General features: G+C 59.5%; 14 protein-coding genes. 5 read left to right on the top strand and 9 right to left on the bottom strand.

What is annotated here, in order from left to right:
* Positions 1–13: 13 nt before the first annotated feature.
* The 4 genes from QE453_RS22600 (at position 14) to trxA (ending at position 7,878) form a co-directional block, all read left to right on the top strand.
* Positions 14–751: a nucleotidyltransferase family protein gene (locus QE453_RS22600; protein ID WP_309778095.1), complete on the top strand. Its 738-nt coding sequence runs from the start codon at positions 14–16 to the stop codon at positions 749–751.
* Positions 748–3,933 (top strand): double-strand break repair protein AddB, encoded by a 3,186-nt coding sequence (addB, locus tag QE453_RS22595; RefSeq protein ID WP_309778094.1) that lies wholly within the window; start codon positions 748–750, stop codon positions 3,931–3,933. The genes QE453_RS22600 and addB overlap by 4 nt, the downstream gene beginning before the upstream one ends.
* Positions 3,923–7,480 (top strand): double-strand break repair helicase AddA, encoded by a 3,558-nt coding sequence (gene addA, locus QE453_RS22590; protein ID WP_309778092.1) that lies wholly within the window; start codon positions 3,923–3,925, stop codon positions 7,478–7,480. The genes addB and addA overlap by 11 nt, the downstream gene beginning before the upstream one ends.
* A 77-nt stretch (positions 7,481–7,557) precedes the next feature.
* Positions 7,558–7,878: a thioredoxin gene (trxA, locus tag QE453_RS22585; protein ID WP_003516334.1), complete on the top strand. Its 321-nt coding sequence runs from the start codon at positions 7,558–7,560 to the stop codon at positions 7,876–7,878.
* Between the two features lie 47 nt (positions 7,879–7,925).
* On the opposite strand, the gene QE453_RS22580 is transcribed toward trxA, so the two are convergent.
* The 8 genes from QE453_RS22580 to QE453_RS22545 all read right to left on the bottom strand — a co-directional run bounded on the left by QE453_RS22580 (position 7,926) and on the right by QE453_RS22545 (position 16,182).
* A complete protein-coding gene (locus tag QE453_RS22580; RefSeq protein ID WP_373887380.1) occupies positions 7,926–9,305 on the bottom strand; it encodes a folylpolyglutamate synthase/dihydrofolate synthase family protein in 1,380 nt (459 codons plus the stop codon).
* Positions 9,306–9,391: 86 nt separating this feature from the next.
* Positions 9,392–10,288, bottom strand: coding sequence for an acetyl-CoA carboxylase, carboxyltransferase subunit beta (gene accD / locus QE453_RS22575; protein ID WP_006700113.1), 897 nt, complete (start codon positions 10,286–10,288; stop codon positions 9,392–9,394).
* 27 nt (positions 10,289–10,315) lie between these two features.
* On the bottom strand, positions 10,316–11,155 hold the full coding sequence (gene trpA / locus QE453_RS22570; RefSeq protein WP_184288751.1) for a tryptophan synthase subunit alpha: 840 nt from the start codon (positions 11,153–11,155) through the stop codon (positions 10,316–10,318).
* 4 nt (positions 11,156–11,159) lie between these two features.
* Positions 11,160–12,380: a tryptophan synthase subunit beta gene (trpB, locus tag QE453_RS22565; RefSeq protein ID WP_035208049.1), complete on the bottom strand. Its 1,221-nt coding sequence runs from the start codon at positions 12,378–12,380 to the stop codon at positions 11,160–11,162.
* 1 nt (position 12,381) lies between these two features.
* Positions 12,382–13,044, bottom strand: coding sequence for a phosphoribosylanthranilate isomerase (locus QE453_RS22560; RefSeq protein ID WP_004444276.1), 663 nt, complete (start codon positions 13,042–13,044; stop codon positions 12,382–12,384).
* Positions 13,045–13,146: 102 nt separating this feature from the next.
* Positions 13,147–13,914, bottom strand: a complete 768-nt coding sequence (locus QE453_RS22555; RefSeq protein WP_184288748.1) for a M48 family metallopeptidase — start codon at positions 13,912–13,914, stop codon at positions 13,147–13,149.
* 69 nt (positions 13,915–13,983) lie between these two features.
* Positions 13,984–15,216: a polyhydroxyalkanoate depolymerase gene (locus QE453_RS22550; RefSeq protein WP_309778089.1), complete on the bottom strand. Its 1,233-nt coding sequence runs from the start codon at positions 15,214–15,216 to the stop codon at positions 13,984–13,986.
* A 123-nt stretch (positions 15,217–15,339) separates the two neighbouring features.
* On the bottom strand, positions 15,340–16,182 hold the full coding sequence (locus tag QE453_RS22545; RefSeq protein WP_022555308.1) for a fumarylacetoacetate hydrolase family protein: 843 nt from the start codon (positions 16,180–16,182) through the stop codon (positions 15,340–15,342).
* Between the two features lie 128 nt (positions 16,183–16,310).
* Between QE453_RS22545 and QE453_RS22540 the strand changes: the two genes are divergently transcribed.
* Positions 16,311–16,913 (top strand): nitroreductase family protein, encoded by a 603-nt coding sequence (locus QE453_RS22540; RefSeq protein WP_309778085.1) that lies wholly within the window; start codon positions 16,311–16,313, stop codon positions 16,911–16,913.
* 104 nt (positions 16,914–17,017) lie between these two features.
* Here QE453_RS22540 and gyrB read toward each other — a convergent pair whose 3' ends face one another.
* Positions 17,018–19,453, bottom strand: a complete 2,436-nt coding sequence (gene gyrB, locus QE453_RS22535; protein ID WP_004444267.1) for a DNA topoisomerase (ATP-hydrolyzing) subunit B — start codon at positions 19,451–19,453, stop codon at positions 17,018–17,020.
* Positions 19,454–19,480 lie beyond the last annotated feature (27 nt).

Below are 19,480 nucleotides of genomic sequence, written 5' to 3'. Positions count from 1 at the left end.
ACGGTTGACCACGATGACGATCACAAACGCGATGGTGCTGGCCGCCGGGCTCGGTACTCGGATGCGCCCGATCACCGATACAATCCCGAAGCCACTCGTACAGATCGCCGGCAAGCCAATGATCGATTACGTGCTCGACGCTCTTGTGGAAGCCGGTGCCGAAAGAATTGTCGTCAATGTGCACCACCACGCCGAGCAGATGGTCGCCCATCTTCAGCGCCGCGCCGATGCCGAAATCCTGATTTCCGACGAACGCTCCCAGCTGATGAATTCCGGCGGCGGTCTCGCCAAGGGTCTGAAGCTTCTGGAACCCGGCCCGGTCTTCGTCATGAATGCCGATCTCTTCTGGATCGGTGAGCAGCTGCACGTGGCCAGCAATCTGCGCAAGCTCGCACAGTTCTTCGATCCCGGTCGGATGGACATGGCACTGCTCTGTGTCGACATGGATCGGACCACCGGCCACAATGGCAAGAGGGATTTCAACCTCGCCGCGGACGGAAGACTGACCCGCCATCACGAGGGCGACACGAACCCCGTCGTCTATGCCGGCGCCATCGCCATGGACTCGCGGCTGCTTGACGACGCACCCGCGGCCGCTTTCAACCTGAATATTTACTTCGATCGCGCGATTGAAAAGGCCCGGCTTTACGGGCTGCCGCTGGATGGTCACTGGATTACCGTCGGCACGCCGGACGCCATAGACGATGCTGAGAACATCATCCGGCAATTCAGGGAAAAACGCTCTGCATGACGGGCTCCCACCACGCAAAGCGCGTTCTGACGATCGCCGCGGGAACACCGTTCCTCAAAACGCTTGCGGAAACGCTGTGCGACGGAAGACTGGCGGCAGGCTATCGATATGACCCGGCCGATCCCCTGTCGCTTGCCAAGGTGACGATATATGTGCCGACGCGGCGTTCGGCCCGCGTGCTGCGCTCGGAATTCGTCGATCTTCTTGGCGGCCGTTCCGCCATTCTGCCGCTCATCCGGCCCCTTGGCGAAACGGATGACGACAGCGGTTTCTTCGATGTCGAAAACCCTGAAATATTGGATCTCGCGCCGCCGATTTCCGGCACCGGCCGACTGATCGAACTCGCGCGTCTCATCCTTGCATGGCGCAACAGCCTGCCGGACGCCATCCGGGCGATCCATTCCGATTCGCCGCTGGTCGCCCCCGCCAGCCCGGCCGACGCGATATGGCTCGCGCGTGCGCTGGCAGAGGTGATCGACGCAATGGATACGGAAGAAAAAGATTGGGAAGCGCTTCAGCATCTCGATACCGGTGATCACGCTCAATGGTGGCAGCTCACGGCCGATTTTCTAAAGATCGCCAGCATCTTCTGGCCCGCCCGGCTCGCCGAACTCAACAGATCTTCGGCCGGACGGCACCGCAACGCCATCCTCCGGGCAGAAGCGAACCGAATTGCCACATTGCCGGACACCGGTCCGATCATCGTCGCTGGCTCGACAGGCTCCATTCCGGCCGCCGCCGATCTCATCGCCGCGGTTGCAGCTTTACCGCAAGGCGTGGTGGTGCTTCCGGGGCTTGATCTTGCCATGCCGGAAGAGCAATGGCAGGCGATTGCCGAGGACCCCACCGATCCTTCGAGCCGCACTCACTCGCAATACGGGCTTTATGTCCTGCTGCAGAAACTGGGCATCCTGCGAGACGATGTGGTTCCGATCGGTGTCCTCGATAACGATCTGGAAAAGCGCGCCGCGGTATTTTCGGCAGCGCTCGCGCCGGCCAAATCCACCAGTGACTGGAACCGATGGCGTGAAGACCGGGATTCTGCAATTTTTAACGATGCCTTTGCAGCGGCCACGCTGATTGAAGCTGCCAACGAGCGCGAAGAGGCCACCGCCATCGCAGTGGCGCTCAGGCTTGCGCTCGAAGCACCAGCCTCGGAACGGCCTTCGCAGGCGGCCCTGATAACACCCGACCGCGGGCTGGCGCGGCGCGTGGCAACGGAGTTGCGACGCTTCGGCATCGAAGCCGACGATTCCGCCGGCACGCCGCTTTCGGCAACGGCCCAGGCCGGCCTCACGCAACTCGCGCTGGAGGCGATCCTGAGACCCGGAGACCCGGTGCCGATCATTTCCCTTCTGAAACACCCGCTCGCCCGTTTCGGGCTCTCGAGCGAAGCTTTCACCAGAGCTTCGAAGGCGCTTGAGCTGATTGCGCTGCGAGGCGGCCGCGTCGAAACTGAAGTGGGCAATCTGGAAACGGTTCTTGACACCCAACTCCTTGCGCAACGCGAGGACAGACATCCGCCCGCCTGGCGGCTGGCCCTGCCTGACGGAAGCGTTGACGCCGCGCGCGATCTGGCGCGACGGATTGCAATGGCCACAGAGCCGCTGCGCTCCGCCTTCGTCCGCCGCGACCGATCTGGCCGGGCCTTTACCGACAGGTTGCCTCTTTCCGACTGGGCAGAACGGACCGGCCGCGTGATGGAAGCCATCTGTGGGGATGAAAATACAGATCTTGCCGCTCTCTGGTCCGGCGAGGCCGGAGACAAGCTTTCCAGCCTCTTTGCCGAACTGATGGAAAGCGGAGATATTCTCGACGCGGACGGTCCGCAATGGATCGATATATTCGCGGCGCTTGTGGCAGGGGAATCAATCAAGCCAAGATCGATGCGCCATCCGCGCATCTTCATCTTCGGCGCGCTGGAAGCGCGGCTGCAAAGTGTCGATACGGTCATCATCGGCGGTCTCAATGAAGGCCTCTGGCCGGGCCAAACGGCGAATAATCCGTTTCTTTCCCGCACCATGAAGACTGCGATCGGGCTGGAGCCGCCGGAACGGCGTATCGGCCAGCTCGCGCATGACTTTGAGATGGCCAACGGCACGCGACACATTTTCTACACCCGGGCGCTCAGGCAGGGCTCCACGCCTGCCGTCGCCTCACGCTGGCTGCAAAGGCTGCTGGCCCTGGGCGGCGAGGATTTTGCCAAAGTCCTTAAAAAACGTGGTGAGACATATCGTCATTGGGCGGGTCTGATGGACGAGAGCATCGAGCAGGAGGCGGCAAAGCGCCCTTCCCCGAAACCGCCAGCTGAATTGCAGCCGACGCGTTACTCCTTCAGCGAAGTGGGCCGCCTGCGCCGCGACCCCTATTCGATCTATGCGCGGCGCATCCTGAAGCTGGACCCGCTCGACCCGTTCAACCGCGATCCGAACGCCGCCGATCGCGGCACGCTCTATCACGCGATCATCGAGCGCTATTCCCGTGAGGGACATGTTCCCGGCACACCGGCCTCGCTTTCGGCCATGCAGCGCATTCTCGACGAATTTTTCGATGCGGAAAACCTGCCTCCCCATGTGGATGTGATCTGGCGGCCGCGTTTTGCAGCGGTAGCGCGCGCCTTCATCGACTGGGAAAAAGAACGTCATCCATCCATTCGCCACAGCTTCTACGAGGCTCGCGCCGGACAGGAAATCGTCGAGGCGGGTATAAGGCTGACGGGGATCGCCGACCGCATCGATATCAAGACCAACGGTCAGGCGGATATTATCGACTACAAGACGGGGCTCGCGCCTTCCGTCAACCAGGCGCGGGCGCTGCTTGATCCACAGCTTGCGCTGGAGGCGGCAGCATTGATGCGCGGCGCCTTTCGCGAAGCCGGTTCACCCACGCCGGAAAACCTCATCTATGTTCGCCTGCGGCCGGGCGAGCGTTTTTTCGCCGATCAGGTTAATAACGAACATTCCAGCCGAAGCGGGAAAAGACCGCCAAAATCGGCAATTGAGCTCGCGACGGAATCGATAGAACAGCTCACCAAATTCGTTCATTCGCTACGCAACGGGAAAAACGGCTTCGCCTCGCGCCTGGTGCCGGAAGAACAGCAATCCTATGGCGGGGAATATGATCATCTCGCCCGCGTTTCGGAATGGTCGACGGCAGAACCGGGAGACGGCGATGACGATTGATCCCTTCGATGCCGGCCCTGCCGCCGACACACCTGAAAGCTGGATCGACTGGACCAGCGCCCGGCAGCGGCTTGCTTCCGATCCCGCCAGTTCCGCCTGGGTGTCGGCCAATGCCGGTTCCGGCAAGACCCACGTACTGACCCAGCGCGTCATCCGCCTGCTTCTGGCCGGCTGCCGGCCTTCGGCGATCCTCTGCCTCACCTATACCAAGGCTGCAGCGTCGGAAATGTCGAGCCGCGTCTTCGACCGTCTGGCGGAATGGGCTACTTTGCCGGATTCCGATCTCAAGGACCGCATCGCCGCCATCGAAGGCAAGGCGCCGGATCGCATCAAGCTCGCCGAGGCGCGCAGGCTCTTCGCCAAGGCGCTGGAAACACCGGGCGGTTTGAAAATCCAGACAATCCACGCCTTCTGCGAGGCATTGCTGCACCAGTTTCCGCTGGAAGCCAATGTCGCCGGCCATTTCTCCGTTCTCGACGACCGCGCCGCAACCACGCTGCTGGCTGAGGCCCGCCGTTCGCTCCTGACCGCGGTTTCGACGGAAAGCGATGCGGACCTGGCGCAGGCGCTGGCCTATGTTCTCGATCTCGCAGATGAAAGCGGGTTGGAAGCGCTGCTCTCCGCCATCATCGCCAATCGCAGTGCCCTGCGGGCCTTCCTTCTGGATGCCAAACAGTCAGGCGGCATCGATGCCCGGTTGCGGCAGGCGATGCAGATTGCAGATGGAGAGACCGAAGAAACTGCCGCAGCCGCCTTCTGGCCCCTGCCCGCCCTCTCCGGCCTCGCGCTCGATACGTACCTCACCCTTGCCGACGAGGTGGGTGGATCACGCGTCATCGATGTCGCCTATGCACTCAGGGAAGCAAAACGACAACCAGACCCCGTGCGGCGGATGGCATTCATCGAAGCCGCCCTGCTGACGGCCAAGGGCGAAAAGAAATCCGATGCCTATGTCATCAACAAGGGCATGCAGAAATCCGCCCCCGAACTTCTCGACGCGCTGACGCTGGCGCGGGACCATGTCGTTGCCTGCCGCAACCGTTATCGTCTGGTGCGGATGCTGGCGGCGACCAAATGCGCCCTTGTTCTGGCGGAAAGGCTGATCGGTGATTTCGAAGACCTGAAGAAACAGCGAAGCCAGCTCGATTTCGAAGACCTGATCGAGCGCGCGGCCAACCTCCTCAACCGCGATACGGCGGGTGCGTGGGTGCATTACAAGCTGGATCAGGGCATCGACCATATTCTGGTCGATGAGGCGCAGGACACGAGCCCGGTGCAATGGTCGATCATCCAGTCGCTTGCGGCGGATTTCTTCACCGGCGAGAGCGCCCGCATGGGGCGGCGTACGCTGTTTGCCGTGGGCGATGAAAAACAGTCGATCTATTCATTCCAGGGCGCGCGGCCGGAACGGTTTTCGCAGGAGCGCGAAGAGACCAAGAGACGGGTCGATTCGGTCGAACAGGCCTTTCACCGCATTCGCCTGCCGCTATCCTTCCGATCCACGGAGGATGTGCTGGCGGCTGTCGACCAGGTGTTTTCGGACCCGAATAACGCAAGCGGCCTCAGTGCCGATAACGAGCCGGTGGAGCACCGGTCCAACCGCGCTGGCCATCCCGGCACCGTGGAAGTGTGGGATATGGTGGCACCGGAAACCACCGAGGACGAAGAGGATTGGACAGCCCCCTTCGATGCGCTGCGGGAAAGCGCGCCGGCCACCATAATTGCCCGCCGGATCGCCGCGCGCATCGCCGATATGATCGGACGCGAGACCATCATCGAAAAAGGCGTGGAGCGCGCCATCGAACCGGGCGACATTCTGGTGCTTGTCAGAAAACGTCATGCCTTCGTCAATGCACTGACCCGGGAGCTGAAACGGCGCAAGAACATACCCGTTGCCGGCGCTGACCGCCTTCGTTTGACCGACCACATTGCCGTGCAGGACCTTCTGGCGCTCGGTCATTTCGTTGTCCTGCCCGAAGACGACCTTTCCCTTGCCGCACTTTTGAAAAGTCCACTCTTCAACCTGACGGAAGACGACGTTTTCGACATTGCCGCCATGCGATCGGAAACGGAGAGCGTCTGGAAACGGCTGCAAATCCTTGCGCAGGAAGATAATAGCCATCTTTCCAGCGTTACCGCCAAGCTGGAAGGTTTTATCGCGCTTTCTAAAACGGCCACCGTACATGATTTCTTCGCAGCGGTGCTTACACTGCATGACGGACGCAAAAAATTTCTCGGCAGGCTTGGCAACGAGGCAAGCGACGTTCTGGATGAATTCCTGTCCTTCGCGCTGGATCACGAAAGGACCGGCCTGCCCGGCCTGCAGGCCTTTCTCTCCGTCCTGGAAACTGACTCACCGGAGGTGAAGCGGGAGCAGGACAAGGATCGCGGCGAAGTTCGCATCATGACCGTGCACGCCTCCAAGGGGTTGGAAGCACCCGTCGTTTTTGTCGTCGATGGCGGTTCGAAGGCCTTCAATCACAGCCATGTGCCTAAACTGCGTTTTGTCGAAGCAGGTGAAGACGCCTTCCCGGTCTGGTTGCCCGGCAGCGGATTTTCAAACCACCTTATCCGATCGGACGAAGAGCGGCTGAAGACCGCCGCCGAAGATGAATATCGGCGGCTGCTTTATGTGGCCATGACGCGCGCCGCCGATCACCTCGTCGTCTGCGGTTATCGCGGCCAGAAGGAAAATCCCGAATGCTGGCATGCCATCGTCAAAAAGGCGCTTGCCAACAACGAAGACCATTGCAAGCCCCAGCTTTTCACGGCGGATGGTGAGGAATGGCAGGGGCTTGTCTGGCGCAAATCCGAACCGCGCTCGACACCTGCCCCACTAAGGCCACCGGAAACGCCGCAGCAGGAAGACTATGCCCTTCCGGCGGGACTTCTTACCCCTTTGCCGGCCCTGCCCTCTCTACCGAGACCGCTCAGCCCTTCCGGCGCGGGCACCATCATCGATGACGGTGCGGATGATCTCGCCGTGCGCTCACCACTGTTCGGGGGGAAAGCCGAGGTCTCTTCATTGGCGCTGCAGCGCGGACGGTTGGTGCATCGCATGCTTCAGGCGCTGCCCGATTTTCCGGCGGTCGAACGGGAAGAGGCGGCGCGCCGTTATGCTGAACGCGCGGCGCGGTTCTGGCCTGTTACCGAGCGCGAGCAATTGGTACGGGCCGTTTTGCGTGTCATGTCCGAACCCGCGGTTCAGCCGGCCTTCTCTGCCAACAGTCGCGCGGAAGTGTCGATCATGGGCACGATGGCCCTCGGCCGGCAGCAATATGCCGTCTCCGGCCGCATCGACCGGCTGGCGGTCGAGGGAGATCGCGTCATCCTGATCGATTACAAGACCAACCGAGTGCCGCCCCGCGAAGCGCGTGAAATACCCTTCTCCCATACGGCGCAGCTTGCCATTTATCGGGAAATTCTGGCACCGCTTTATCCCGGCAAGGAATTTGTCTGTGCGCTGATTTATACGGAAAATGCTGCCTTTATAACGGTTGGCGACGATGCGATGAGAGAGGCCCTTGCCGCAATAAAGACAAAGTGAGATACCGGGGCATTGAAATTTCGACGCGCCCGCATCACATCGATAGTGGAAAAGATTTACTGAAAGGAGAGCCAGATATGGCTACCGTAAAAGTCGATGCCGCCAACTTCCAGTCCGAAGTCCTTGAATCCTCCGAACCCGTCGTGGTGGATTTCTGGGCCGAATGGTGCGGCCCGTGCAAGATGATCGCGCCGAGCCTTGAGGAAATTTCCTCCGAGCTGGCCGGCAAGGTCAAGGTCGCAAAGCTGAATATCGACGAAAACCCGGAACTGGCCGCTCAGTTCGGCGTTCGCTCCATCCCGACGCTCGCCATTTTCAAAAGCGGTGAAGTGGCTGACATCAAGGTTGGCGCTGCTCCCAAGACAGCGCTTTCGGCCTGGATTTCCGGCGCCGCATAAGCATTATCAATGGAATGAAAGAAGCCCGGCAGCGATGCCGGGCTTTTTTATTGCGGCACTGTGCCGTTCAGGGCAAGTGCATTGCCCGCAAGGTAAAGCGAACCGCCGATCAGGATGCGCGGTGCCGGTCCTTCAGGGTCGAAGCGGCGCGACAACTCTTCCAGAGCATGTGTCAGAGACGATGTTGGCGCTGCAACGAGGCCAGCATCGAAGGCGGCATGGGCGAGTACCACAGGGTCGATCGCTGCATCCGTGCCGCCGATCGGCACGGTAAAGACATATTCGGCGATATCGGCAAAGGCCTTGAAATAGCCCACCGGATCCTTGGTGTTGATGAGGCCAGCGATGATGAAGAGCGGCCGCGGCGTCTTTTCCTCAAAACCCGCCATTGCCTCTGCAATCACTTCACCCGCACCGGGGTTATGGCCACCGTCGATCCAGATTTCCGCATCTTTCGGCGCCATTTCAGCGATTTTTCCAGTCAGGATGCGCTGAAGACGACCGGGCCATTCCACTGTGGTCATGGCCTTTTCGATCATCCGCTCCGTCACCTCAAAACCGGCAGCCTTGACGGCGCGGATCGCGGCGGCGGCATTGGCAAGCTGGTGACGGCCCGGGAGCCGTGGCAGCGGCGCATCCGTCAGTCCGAACTCGTCCTGATAGACCATGCGGCCGAATTCTTCATGGGCGGAAAAATCCTGGCCATAGACGGACGCCGGGCAACCGAGACGCTCCGCCGTGGCGACAAGTGTTTCGAGCGCCGCATCATATTCCTGATGGCCAATGACGACGGGTGAGCCCTTTTTCATGATTCCCGCCTTTTCGGCGGCAATCAGTTCCACGCGATCGCCGAGATAAGCCTGGTGATCAAGCGAAATCGGCATGATGACGGAAACCGCCGGGTTATTGATGACATTGGTCGCATCGAAACGGCCGCCCAAGCCAACCTCAACGATCGCGGCATCGGCGGGCTGTTCCGCAAAAAGCACGAACATAGCCGCAGTCAGGATTTCGAAAACCGTGATTGTCTGACCTGCGTTGGCAGTTTCAATGCGGCGCAGCGCGTCCGCAAATATCTCGTCTTTGACGTAACGGCCTTTATCGCCCGCCACGCCTATACGGTATCGTTCGTGCCAATTTACCAGATGCGGTGAGGTGTGAACGTGGACGGAGAGTCCTGCAGCCTCGAGGAGGGCACGGCAAAAGGCAGTAACCGAACCCTTGCCATTGGTGCCGGCTACATGGATCACCGGTGGCATTCTGTTTTGTGGATTGCCGAGTTTTTCGAGAAGACGGGAAATTCTGTCGAGTGAAAGATCAAAGCCCTTGGGGTGGAGCTGCATCAGCTCTTCAATGATCTTTTCTGCCTCACCGATCGCGGGCTTCGTCATGTCTTCCGTTCGCCTTTCAGGCGTTTTGCTTGTCATTTGTCCGCCGCCCCAAAAATGAAATCAGGCAACGTATAACATCATCCCGGAGGCAATTTATGCCTCCGGGCGACATATTTTTTTTCTCAGGCCGAAACGGCCAGGGGGACGACGGCGTTTGCGTTGTCAGCGGGCGCCTTGGTCATGATTTTGAGCAGATTAGCCAGCGTGTCCGGGATTTCGCGACGATCAATGACCATATCCACCATGCCGTGCTCCAGCAGGTATTCCGAGGTCTGGAAGCCTTCCGGCAGCTTTTCGCGAATGGTCTGCTCGATGACGCGCTTGCCGGCGAAGCAGATTTCAGCGCCCGGTTCGGCAATATGCACGTCGCCGAGCATGGCGTAGGAGGCCGTGACACCGCCCGTGGTCGGGTTGGTCAGAACCACGATGTAAGGCATGCCAGCTTCCTTCAGCATGTTTACCGCAACCGTGGTGCGGGGCAGCTGCATCAGAGAAAGAATGCCTTCCTGCATGCGGGCGCCACCGGAGGCCGGGAACATGACAAGCGGGCAGCGCTCGGAAATGGCGCGCTCAAAGGCCTTGACGATGGCTTCACCGGCGGCGATTCCGAGCGAACCGCCCATGAACTGGAATTCATGCACGACGGCCACGATCTTCAGGCCCTTCAGCAGGCCAACGCCGGCGAGGATCGTATCTTCCTGCTCGGTCTTCGCGCGGCTATCACGCAGGCGATCGGTGTATTTCTTGGAATCGCGGAACTTCAGTGGGTCCTGCGCCACCTTCGGCTGCGGCAGAGCCTCATAAACGCCGCCATCGAAAAGATCCGCAAGACGCGCCTTGGCCGGCATCTTCATATGATAGCCGGACGCCGGAATGACCCACTTGTTGTCTTCCAGATCCTTGTGGAAGACCATTTCGCCCGTTTCCGGGCACTTGATCCACAGGTTTTCCGGAACCTCCGGGCGGCGGCCGAGCATGGAATTGATCCGCGGCCGAACGTAATTGGTGATCCAGTTCAACTGTCTACTCCTGACTGGGCCGCGCGCTTATTCTGCAGCGGCGAGGCGCGATGCACGTACGCCCGTTGAAAGTCCTTTTACCAGCGTCGTAACCGCCGGCACGGTATCTGCGGTCGCCTGCCCGTCCTTGGTCAGGCTGCCGGCAATCTGGTTGACAATGGCGGAACCCACCACCACACCATCCGCCACGGCACCGATTGCCTTGGCATGATCAGCCGTCTTGACACCGAAACCGACACAGACCGGCAGTTCCGTATGCGCCTTGATACGACCGACAGCGCCCGATATCAACGACGGATCGGGAAGCGCTGAACCGGTGATACCGTTCATCGAGACGTAATACACGAAACCTGAGGTATTTTTAAGGACGGTTGGCAGGCGTTTGCCATCGGTGGTCGGCGTTGCAAGACGGATGAAGTTGACGCCGCGCGCAAGCGCCGGAATGCAGAGCTCATCGTCCATTTCCGGCGGCAGGTCGACGACGATCAGGCCATCGATACCGGCCGCCAGCGCATCGTCCAGAAATGTTTCGACGCCATAGATATAGATCGGGTTATAATAACCCATCAGCACGATCGGCGTTGTATCATCTTCCTTGCGGAACTCCCGAGCAAGATCGAGCGTGGTTTTCAGCGTCTGTCCGCCCTTCAGCGCGCGCTGGCCAGCGAGCTGAATGGCCGGGCCGTCCGCCATGGGGTCGGAAAACGGCATACCGAGTTCGATAACGTCGGCACCGGCTTCCGGCAGCGCCTTCATGATGCCAAGCGAGGTCTGGAAATCCGGGTCGCCGCCCATGAAATAGGTAATCAGGGCCGGGCGATTTTCCGCGCGCAGATCGGCGAAGCGCTTGTCCATACGTGCAGTCATGATCTTATACATCCATTCCAAGGAACTTGCTGACGGTGTGGACATCCTTGTCGCCGCGGCCGGAGAGATTCATCAGGATGATCTCGTCCTTGCCCATTTTCGGCGCACGCTTGATGACCTCGGCCAATGCATGGCTCGGCTCCAGAGCCGGAATGATGCCTTCAAGGCGGGTCAGCATCTGGAAGGCATCCAGCGCCTCATGGTCCATGATCGGCACATATTCGACGCGGCCGATGTCGTTCAGCCAGGAATGTTCAGGGCCGATACCGGGATAATCGAGGCCTGCGGAGATAGAATGGCCTTCCTTGATCTGACCATCCGCATCCTGCAGCAGATAGGTGCGGTTGCCATGCAGCACGCCCGGCGACCCGGCAGTGATAGAAGCGCAATGCTCTTCGCCCGAAAGGCCCTTTCCACCCGCCTCGACGCCAACGATGCGGACGCTCTTGTCATCAAGGAAAGGATGGAAGATGCCGATGGCGTTAGAGCCGCCGCCAACTGCCGCAATGACCATATCCGGCAGACGGCCTTCCGCTTCCAGCATCTGCGCCTTGGCTTCCTCGCCTATAACGGCCTGGAAATCGCGGACCATTTCCGGATAGGGGTGCGGGCCCGCGGCAGTACCAATCAGGTAATAAGTGTCGTCGACATTGGTGACCCAGTCACGCAGTGCCTCGTTCATGGCATCCTTCAGCGTGCCGTGGCCGGCCGTGACCGGCTTTACCTCGGCGCCGAGAAGCTTCATACGGAACACGTTCGGGGCCTGACGCGCGACGTCCGTCGCGCCCATGTAAACGACGCAGGGCAGACCGAAACGTGCCGCCACCGTGGCCGAAGCAACGCCGTGCTGGCCGGCACCGGTCTCCGCGATGATGCGGGTCTTGCCCATGCGCTTGGCAAGCAGGATCTGGCCGAGGCAATTGTTGATCTTGTGTGAACCCGTGTGGTTCAGTTCTTCGCGCTTGAAGTAAATCTTCGCGCCGCCAAGTTCCGCCGTCAGCCGCTCCGCAAAATAAAGCGGGCTCGGACGACCGGTATAGTGCGCGCCGAGATGCTTGAGTTCCGCCTGGAACGCGGGATCGGTTTTGGCCTTGTCCCATTCCGCCTGCAAATCCAGAATGAGTGGCATCAGCGTTTCAGCAACGAAGCGACCTCCGTAAATGCCGAAACGTCCGTCCTCATCAGGACCAGCGCGAAAAGAATTGGGTGTTGGCGCGTCGTTCACTTCAAGCTCCCTTTGGGCCTTTCGACCAATCATTCACCACATCGAAAAAAGCGTCGATCATGGACAGATCCTTGACGCCCGGCGCGCTTTCGACGCCAGATGACAAATCTAGTCCGCTCGCCCGGGTTTCTGCCAGAGCCTCGGCGACATTGTCCTTGTTCAGTCCCCCGGAAAGCATGTAATCGATGCTTCCGTCAAGGGAGCGCAGGATGGTCCAGTCGAAGGAAACACCGTTGCCGCCCGGAAGCTCCGAACCAGCGGGCGCCTTGGCATCCAGCAGAAAACGATCGGCTATCCCGTTATAAGGACCAATTTTAGCAAGATCAGCGGCATCGCGAATGGAAATCGCCTTCATGACCGGCAGGCCGTAAAGCGCCTTGATGGTCAACAGCCGCTCCGGGCTTTCACTGCCGTGCAGCTGCAGAATGTCAGGTTTTACGAGATCGACGATTTCATCGAGATAATCATTATCGGCATTGACGGTGACGGCGACCACCTTGGCTGCGCCACGGGCGGCTTCGGCAAGCTTACCGGCTAAATCGGGCTCGATGTTGCGTGGACTTTTTTCAAAGAAAATAAAACCGACATGCGACGCGCCGCGCCTGATGGCGCGCTCCAGCGCTTCCGGTGTCTTCAATCCGCAAATCTTGATATCCGGTTTCATATCCGCGACCTGACACGAAATGCGACGAGAGTCGAGCCAAATCGCATCCGTTATTGATGGAATGTTTCACGTGAATCCAGATGGCGATTGACGCCCTAAGTTTCAATCGAAATCGATGGCGTGGAGTTTGGAGCCATTACGTTTCAGCCAGTCCTTGGCTTCATCGGTGTGCGGGCAGAGTTTTTCGCACAAAGCCCAGAATTTCGGTCCGTGGTTCATTTCCCTCAAATGCGCGACCTCGTGGGCGGCGAGATAATCGATGACCTTTTCCGGAGCCATGACTATGCGCCAGGAAAAGCTCAGATTACCATCATGGGAACAGGAACCCCAGCGGCTGCGTGTATCCTTCATGCTGATCGATCGCACCGGCCGGCCGGCCGCTCTGGCATGAACGGCCACAAGCCGCTCGAGGTCGGCCTTCGCCTCCTTTTTCAGGAAGGCCGCTATCCGCCGTCTCAGATGCTCGGGCGCGCCGCTGACTTTGAGAACGGGCGCGCCATCGGCGTCTTTCACGACGTGCGTCAGGCCGCGCAGGCTGCCCGTATGGTCAATACGGTGGGCTATGCCCCTGATATCGATGGTCGTGCCGGAACGCAGACCGTCATCAGGACTGAACTTCGGAAGTTTGCCTTCCAGCCAGCCCTGATGTCTCTCGAGAAAATCATCCACCTGGCGATGATGCAGACCCATCGGGATCGTCAGCTTCAGCGCCCGGCCGCCCGGCTCGATGCGCAAGGTAATGCGCGTCGCCCGCGGGTTCTCCCTGACCGTGATCGGCACCTGCCGGCCTGCCACCGAGACGGTGCGCTGGCTCGGCACGACCTTCTTTGGCGCCGGGGACTTCAGGGATTTTCTGAGGAGCGAAAACATGAAGCCTTCATAACCGATTCGTCCATCCCTTGGCCACGCAAATGCGCGGCGTCACCTACCGTTCTGCCGTTAGGTCGTCTTGTGTTTGGCAATGAAATCCAGCATACGCGGCACGATTTCCTTGCGGAAGCGCGAACCGTTGAAGACACCGTAATGCCCTACATCCGGCTGCATGTAGTGCGCGCGTTTATCTTCAGGGATGTTGCGGCAGAGATCGTGCGCTGCCCTTGTCTGGCCGACGCCGGAAATATCGTCATTCTCCCCTTCGACAGTGAATAATGCGACCTTGCGGATGGCCGCGGGATCGACCGCCCAGCCCCGATGCAGCATGTTTCCCTTCGGAAGCGCATGGTCGATGAAGACGGTTTCCACCGTCTGCAGATAAAATTCCGCCGTCAGGTCCATGACGGCCAGATATTCATCGTAAAATTCGCGGTGTTTTTCGGCGGAGTCGCCGTCATTCTTGACCAGGTTGAGGTAAAAATCCTTGTGCGCCGTCATGTGCCTGTCGAGGTTCATGGACATGAAACCCGACAGCTGCAGGAAGCCCGGATAGACGTTTCGGCCGAAGGCTGGCTGCGGCCACGGCACCTGCATGACGACATTGTCGCGGAACCATTCGATCGGCTTGGCCTTGGCGAGACCGTTGACGGCGGTGGGGTTGATGCGCGTATCGATCGGCCCGCCCATCAGCGTCATGGAAGCGGGTGCAAACGCGTCACCATCCGCCTCCATCAGGGAAACGGCAGCCAAAACAGGCACGGACGGCTGGCAGACAGCAACCACATGTGCGCCCGGCCCGATCTCGCGCAGCATCTCGATGATATAGCTGATATAATCGTCGAGATCGAAAGTTCCTTCGCTCACCGGCACCGTACGGGCATCGGCCCAATCGGTGATATAGATATCCGCAGATGGCAGCAGGGCCTCCACTGTCCCCCGCAACAGGGTGGCGTAGTGACCGGACATCGGAGCCACCAGCAGTATCTTCGGATCGGACTGACGGGGCGCATCGAACTTTCTTTCGAAATGAAGAAGATTGCAAAACGGACGAGACCAGACGACCTCTTGAGCAACATTTATGCTCTGGCCATCGACAATCGTGTTGCCGAGACCGAATTCCGGCTTCGCATAACGGCGCGTCAGCCGTTCGAAAACCTCGAAACTGGCATCGAGGCTTCTGCCGAAGGCCGTACTGGACAGCGGATTAAGAGGATTGTTGCAGGCCTGGCGCATCATATCGGCACCGGCACGCAGCGGCGCCATGGCCGCATGGTTCATTTCATAGAGATGGTAGAACACTGATGACGCCTCCCTCGCGATCACGCTCTTTTTTTCAACCATAGCAGCTTTTCGCAGGTGCACAAAATTTAAGGCGCCGGCGGTTTCCCGCCAGCGCCTCACTTTCCGTTGAACGCCGTATAATCAGATGTCGGCGACGAAGGTCTGCTTCTGGGAACCGAGACCCTCGATACCGAGTTCCACGACATCGCCAGCCTTCAGGTAACGCGGCGGCTTCAGGCCCATGCCGACGCCGGGAGGCGTGCCGGTGGAAATGACATCGCCGGGGTGCAGCGACATGAACTGGCTGAGATAGGAGACAACGTGGGCCACGCCGTAAACCATCGTCTTGCTGGAACCGTCCTGCATGGTCTGGCCGTTGACCTTCAGCCACATTCCGAGGTTCTGCGGATCGGTGATTTCGTCCTTCGTCACCAGCCACGGGCCGATGGGGCCGAAAGTGTCGCAGGACTTGCCCTTGGTCCACTGACCGGCGCGCTCCGTCTGGAAGGCGCGCTCGGAAACATCGTGCGAAACGCAATAACCGGCGACATAATCGAGAGCATCCGCTTCGGAGACATATTTGGCGGTCTTGCCGATGACGACGCCAAGCTCGACTTCCCAGTCGGTCTTTTCCGAACCGCGCGGGATGACGACATTGTCATTCGGACCAACGATGGCCGAGGTGGCCTTCATGAAAATGACCGGTTCCGGCGGTACGGTGGCACCCGTTTCAGCGGCATGGTCGGAGAAGTTAAGGCCGATGCAGATGAATTTGCCCGTTCCCGCAACGCAGGCGCCGATGCGCTCTTCGTTCAGCACCGGAAGTGTGCCGACATCGATCGCGGCGATCTTCTTGAGGCCCTCGGGAGAAATGGCTTCGCCGCCGATATCTTTGACATGGGCGGACAGATCGCGGACTTTTCCTTCCGCGTCGAGGATTGCAGGTTTTTCCTGGCCGGGCTGGCCGACACGCATCAATTTCATGGAACTCTCTCCCGGTTGTCAGACAAGGTGATGCATATATGAACGATGCATTCATAGTTGTCACCCCTTGACTGCGCCGAGTTTCGAAAAATACCTTTTCCTTCCCGTCAATCAAAAGGACATGGCCCGTGACGAACAGCAATAACCGGCAATCAGAATACCCCGTTGATCCCCTCTTCCTCGATCGCTGGTCTCCGCGCGCCTTCGATGGTCGCGCCATGCCGGCGCAGCATCTGATGACCATTCTGGATGCGGCGCACTGGGCGCCCTCCGCCTCCAATCATCAGCCGTGGCGGTTTGTCTATGCACACAAGGATAGTAAAGACTGGCCGCTCTTCGTGGAACTGCTGATGGAGGGAAACCAGCGCTGGGCAAAAAACGCCTCAGTACTGCTTTTCGTCATTTCCCGGGACCACAATATCTCGCATGACGGCGAGAAGAAACCGTCAGCAACCCATTCCTTCGATGCCGGCGCCGCCTGGTTTTCACTTGCCATGCAGGCGCACCTGCTCGGTTACCACGCGCACGGCATGGCCGGCATATTCAAGGACAAGATCGTCGAAAAACTGAATATACCGGAAGGCTACAAGGTGGAGGCAGGGGTCGCCATCGGCACGCTCACCGACAAGTCCGTTCTTCCTGATGATCTGGCGGAACGGGAGGTGCCAAGCAAACGCCTGCCCCTTTCCGATGTTGCCTTTGAAGGTCGCTTCACCGGCAAGGCTGACTGATCTCCATTATCCGCACAAAATCAAAAGGCCCGGCGGAGATTACCGCCGGGCCTTTTGTTAAAGTTTCGTTTCACGTGAATCGTTACGCGAAACATTCCCAAAATTTAAATATCCAGGTTAGCGACGCTGAGTGCATTTTCCTGGATGAAGTCGCGGCGTGGTTCGACTTCGTCACCCATGAGGCGGGCAAACAGGCCGTCAGCATCAGTCGCGTCACTTACTCTTACCTGCAGCAGCGAGCGAACGTTGGCATCGAGTGTGGTTTCCCAAAGCTGCTCGGCATTCATTTCGCCAAGACCCTTGTAGCGCTGCATGGAGAGACCCTTGCGTCCGGCAGCGAAAATCGCATCCAGAAGCGCGCGCGGGCCGGCCAGCTCCATCGTGCCATCCTTGCGTTGCAGAACCGGCGGCGTGGCGTAGATATCACGCGTGCGGGCTGCAAGCTGATCAATATGCCGGGCATCGGCCGAACCAAGCAGGCCCATATCCAGCGTCGAGACTTCCTTGACGCCGCGCACCATGCGTTCGAAGCGCAAACCGCCGTCTTGCAGCACAGTGCCGGACCAGCCGCGTTCGGTCTCTTCAGCAATCATGTCGAGACGCCGGGCCACTTCGGCAACAGTTTCCTCCGCACGCGCTGCGTCGGCGGAAAGCTCGGGGTTGAGTGCGCCGGCAATGGCCGCCTGCTCCACGATGGAGCGGCTGTAACGGGAATGCAGCCCGTCGATCAGCGAGCGCATGCGCAGCGCATCCAGAATGACTTCGCGAAGATCGGCGCCAACACGCACTTCGCCAGAGCCGAGCGTCAAAGATGCTTCCTCGATACCCATGGAAATCAGGTACTCTTCCAGAGCTTTCTCGTCCTTCAGGTACTGAACGGATTTACCGCGCGTCACCTTATAAAGCGGCGGCTGGGCGATATAGAGATGGCCGCGTTCGATCAGTTCCGGCATCTGGCGGAAGAAGAAGGTCAATAGCAGTGTACGGATGTGGGCGCCATCGACGTCAGCATCCGTCATGATGATGATCTTATGGTAACGCAGCTTATCGGCGTTGAACTCGTCCTTGCCGATGGAGGTGCCGAGCGCCGTAATCAGCGTGCCGATTTCCTGGCTGGACAACATCTTGTCGAAACGGGCGCGTTCGACATTGAGGATCTTGCCGCGTAGCGGCAGGATCGCCTGGGTTTCGCGCGAGCGGCCCTGCTTGGCCGAACCGCCGGCGGAGTCACCCTCGACGAGGAACAGTTCTGATTTTGCCGGATCGCGCTCGGAGCAGTCGGCGAGCTTGCCGGGCAGAGAGGCAATATCGAGCGCTCCTTTGCGGCGTGTCAATTCGCGCGCCTTGCGGGCGGCTTCTCGGGCGACAGCGGCTTCAACCACCTTGCCAACGAGGATTCTCGCGTCGGATGGATGTTCTTCGAGCCAAGTGGAGAGTGCTTCGTTGACGAGGCTTTCGACAACCGGACGCACTTCAGACGACACAAGCTTGTCTTTCGTCTGCGAGGAAAACTTGGGGTCTGGCACCTTGACGGAAAGGATGGCCGTCAGACCTTCACGGCAGTCCTCGCCCTGAAGGCTTACCTTTTCCTTTTTCAGGATGCCGGAGGTTTCGGCATAGGAGGTGACCTGGCGGGTCAGAGCCGCGCGGAAACCTGCCATATGGGTGCCACCATCGCGCTGCGGAATGTTGTTGGTGAAGCAAAGCACGTTCTCGTGGTAGCTATCGTTCCACCAGAGTGCGACCTCGACCGTAATGCCATCCTTTTCACCCTTGATGGCGACCGGCTTATCAACCAGCGGCTTCTTGGCGCGGTCGAGATAACGGACGAAGGCCTCGAGGCCACCATCATACAGCAGTTCTTCCTGCTTGACGTCGGAATGGCGCTTGTCGGTAAGCAGGATGCGCACGCCGGAGTTAAGGAATGCGAGTTCGCGCAGGCGATGCTCCAGCGTTCCATAATCATAGTCGGTCATGGTGAAGGTTTCAGGGCTTGCCAGGAAGGTGACTTCCGTGCCCGAACGGCCTTCATATTCGCCGATAACGGAAAGCGGCGCGTCGGCGACACCATGGGTAAAGCCAATCTCGTGCACCTTGCCATTGCGGCGAATGCGGAGCTTCAGCCAGACGGAGAGCGCGTTGACCACCGAAACGCCGACACCGTGCAGACCGCCCGACACCTTGTAAGAATTCTGGTCGAACTTCCCGCCCGCATGCAGCTGGGTCATGATGACCTCGGCGGCAGAAACGCCCTCGGAGGAATGGATGTCAGTCGGAATGCCGCGTCCGTTATCGGTCACCGTCACGGAGCCGTCGGCATTCAGGGTCACCGTCACCAGGTCGGCGTGGCCCGCAAGCGCCTCATCGATGGCGTTGTCGACGACTTCGTAGACCATGTGATGCAGGCCGGAACCGTCATCGGTATCGCCGATATACATGCCGGGCCGTTTGCGCACGGCATCAAGGCCCTTGAGGACCTTGATCGAATCGGCTCCATATTCCGCGTTCGCGCCGACTTCGCTTGACGATGTTTCGGTCATAAGTACTCTTTCCAAAGTTTTCCTGGC

Origin of the sequence: Agrobacterium sp. SORGH_AS_0440 (assembly GCF_031453135.1) — a bacterium.
Taxonomy (GTDB): domain Bacteria; phylum Pseudomonadota; class Alphaproteobacteria; order Rhizobiales; family Rhizobiaceae; genus Agrobacterium; species Agrobacterium pusense.
Note: the sequence above shows the minus strand (reverse complement) of the source record. Positions and strands in the feature narration are given on the sequence as shown.

Coding starts and splice junctions, on each gene's coding strand:
- addB (WP_309778094.1), top strand. CDS start 748: ATGACGGGCTCCCACCACGCAAAGCGCGTTCTGACGATCGCCGCGGGA.
- trpA (WP_184288751.1), bottom strand. CDS start 11,155: ATGACTGCACGTATGGACAAGCGCTTCGCCGATCTGCGCGCGGAAAAT.
- gyrB (WP_004444267.1), bottom strand. CDS start 19,453: ATGACCGAAACATCGTCAAGCGAAGTCGGCGCGAACGCGGAATATGGA.
- QE453_RS22560 (WP_004444276.1), bottom strand. CDS start 13,044: ATGAAACCGGATATCAAGATTTGCGGATTGAAGACACCGGAAGCGCTG.
- trxA (WP_003516334.1), top strand. CDS start 7,558: ATGGCTACCGTAAAAGTCGATGCCGCCAACTTCCAGTCCGAAGTCCTT.
- addA (WP_309778092.1), top strand. CDS start 3,923: ATGACGATTGATCCCTTCGATGCCGGCCCTGCCGCCGACACACCTGAA.
- QE453_RS22545 (WP_022555308.1), bottom strand. CDS start 16,182: ATGAAATTGATGCGTGTCGGCCAGCCCGGCCAGGAAAAACCTGCAATC.
- QE453_RS22600 (WP_309778095.1), top strand. CDS start 14: ATGACGATCACAAACGCGATGGTGCTGGCCGCCGGGCTCGGTACTCGG.
- QE453_RS22555 (WP_184288748.1), bottom strand. CDS start 13,914: ATGTTTTCGCTCCTCAGAAAATCCCTGAAGTCCCCGGCGCCAAAGAAG.
- QE453_RS22580 (WP_373887380.1), bottom strand. CDS start 9,305: ATGACAAGCAAAACGCCTGAAAGGCGAACGGAAGACATGACGAAGCCC.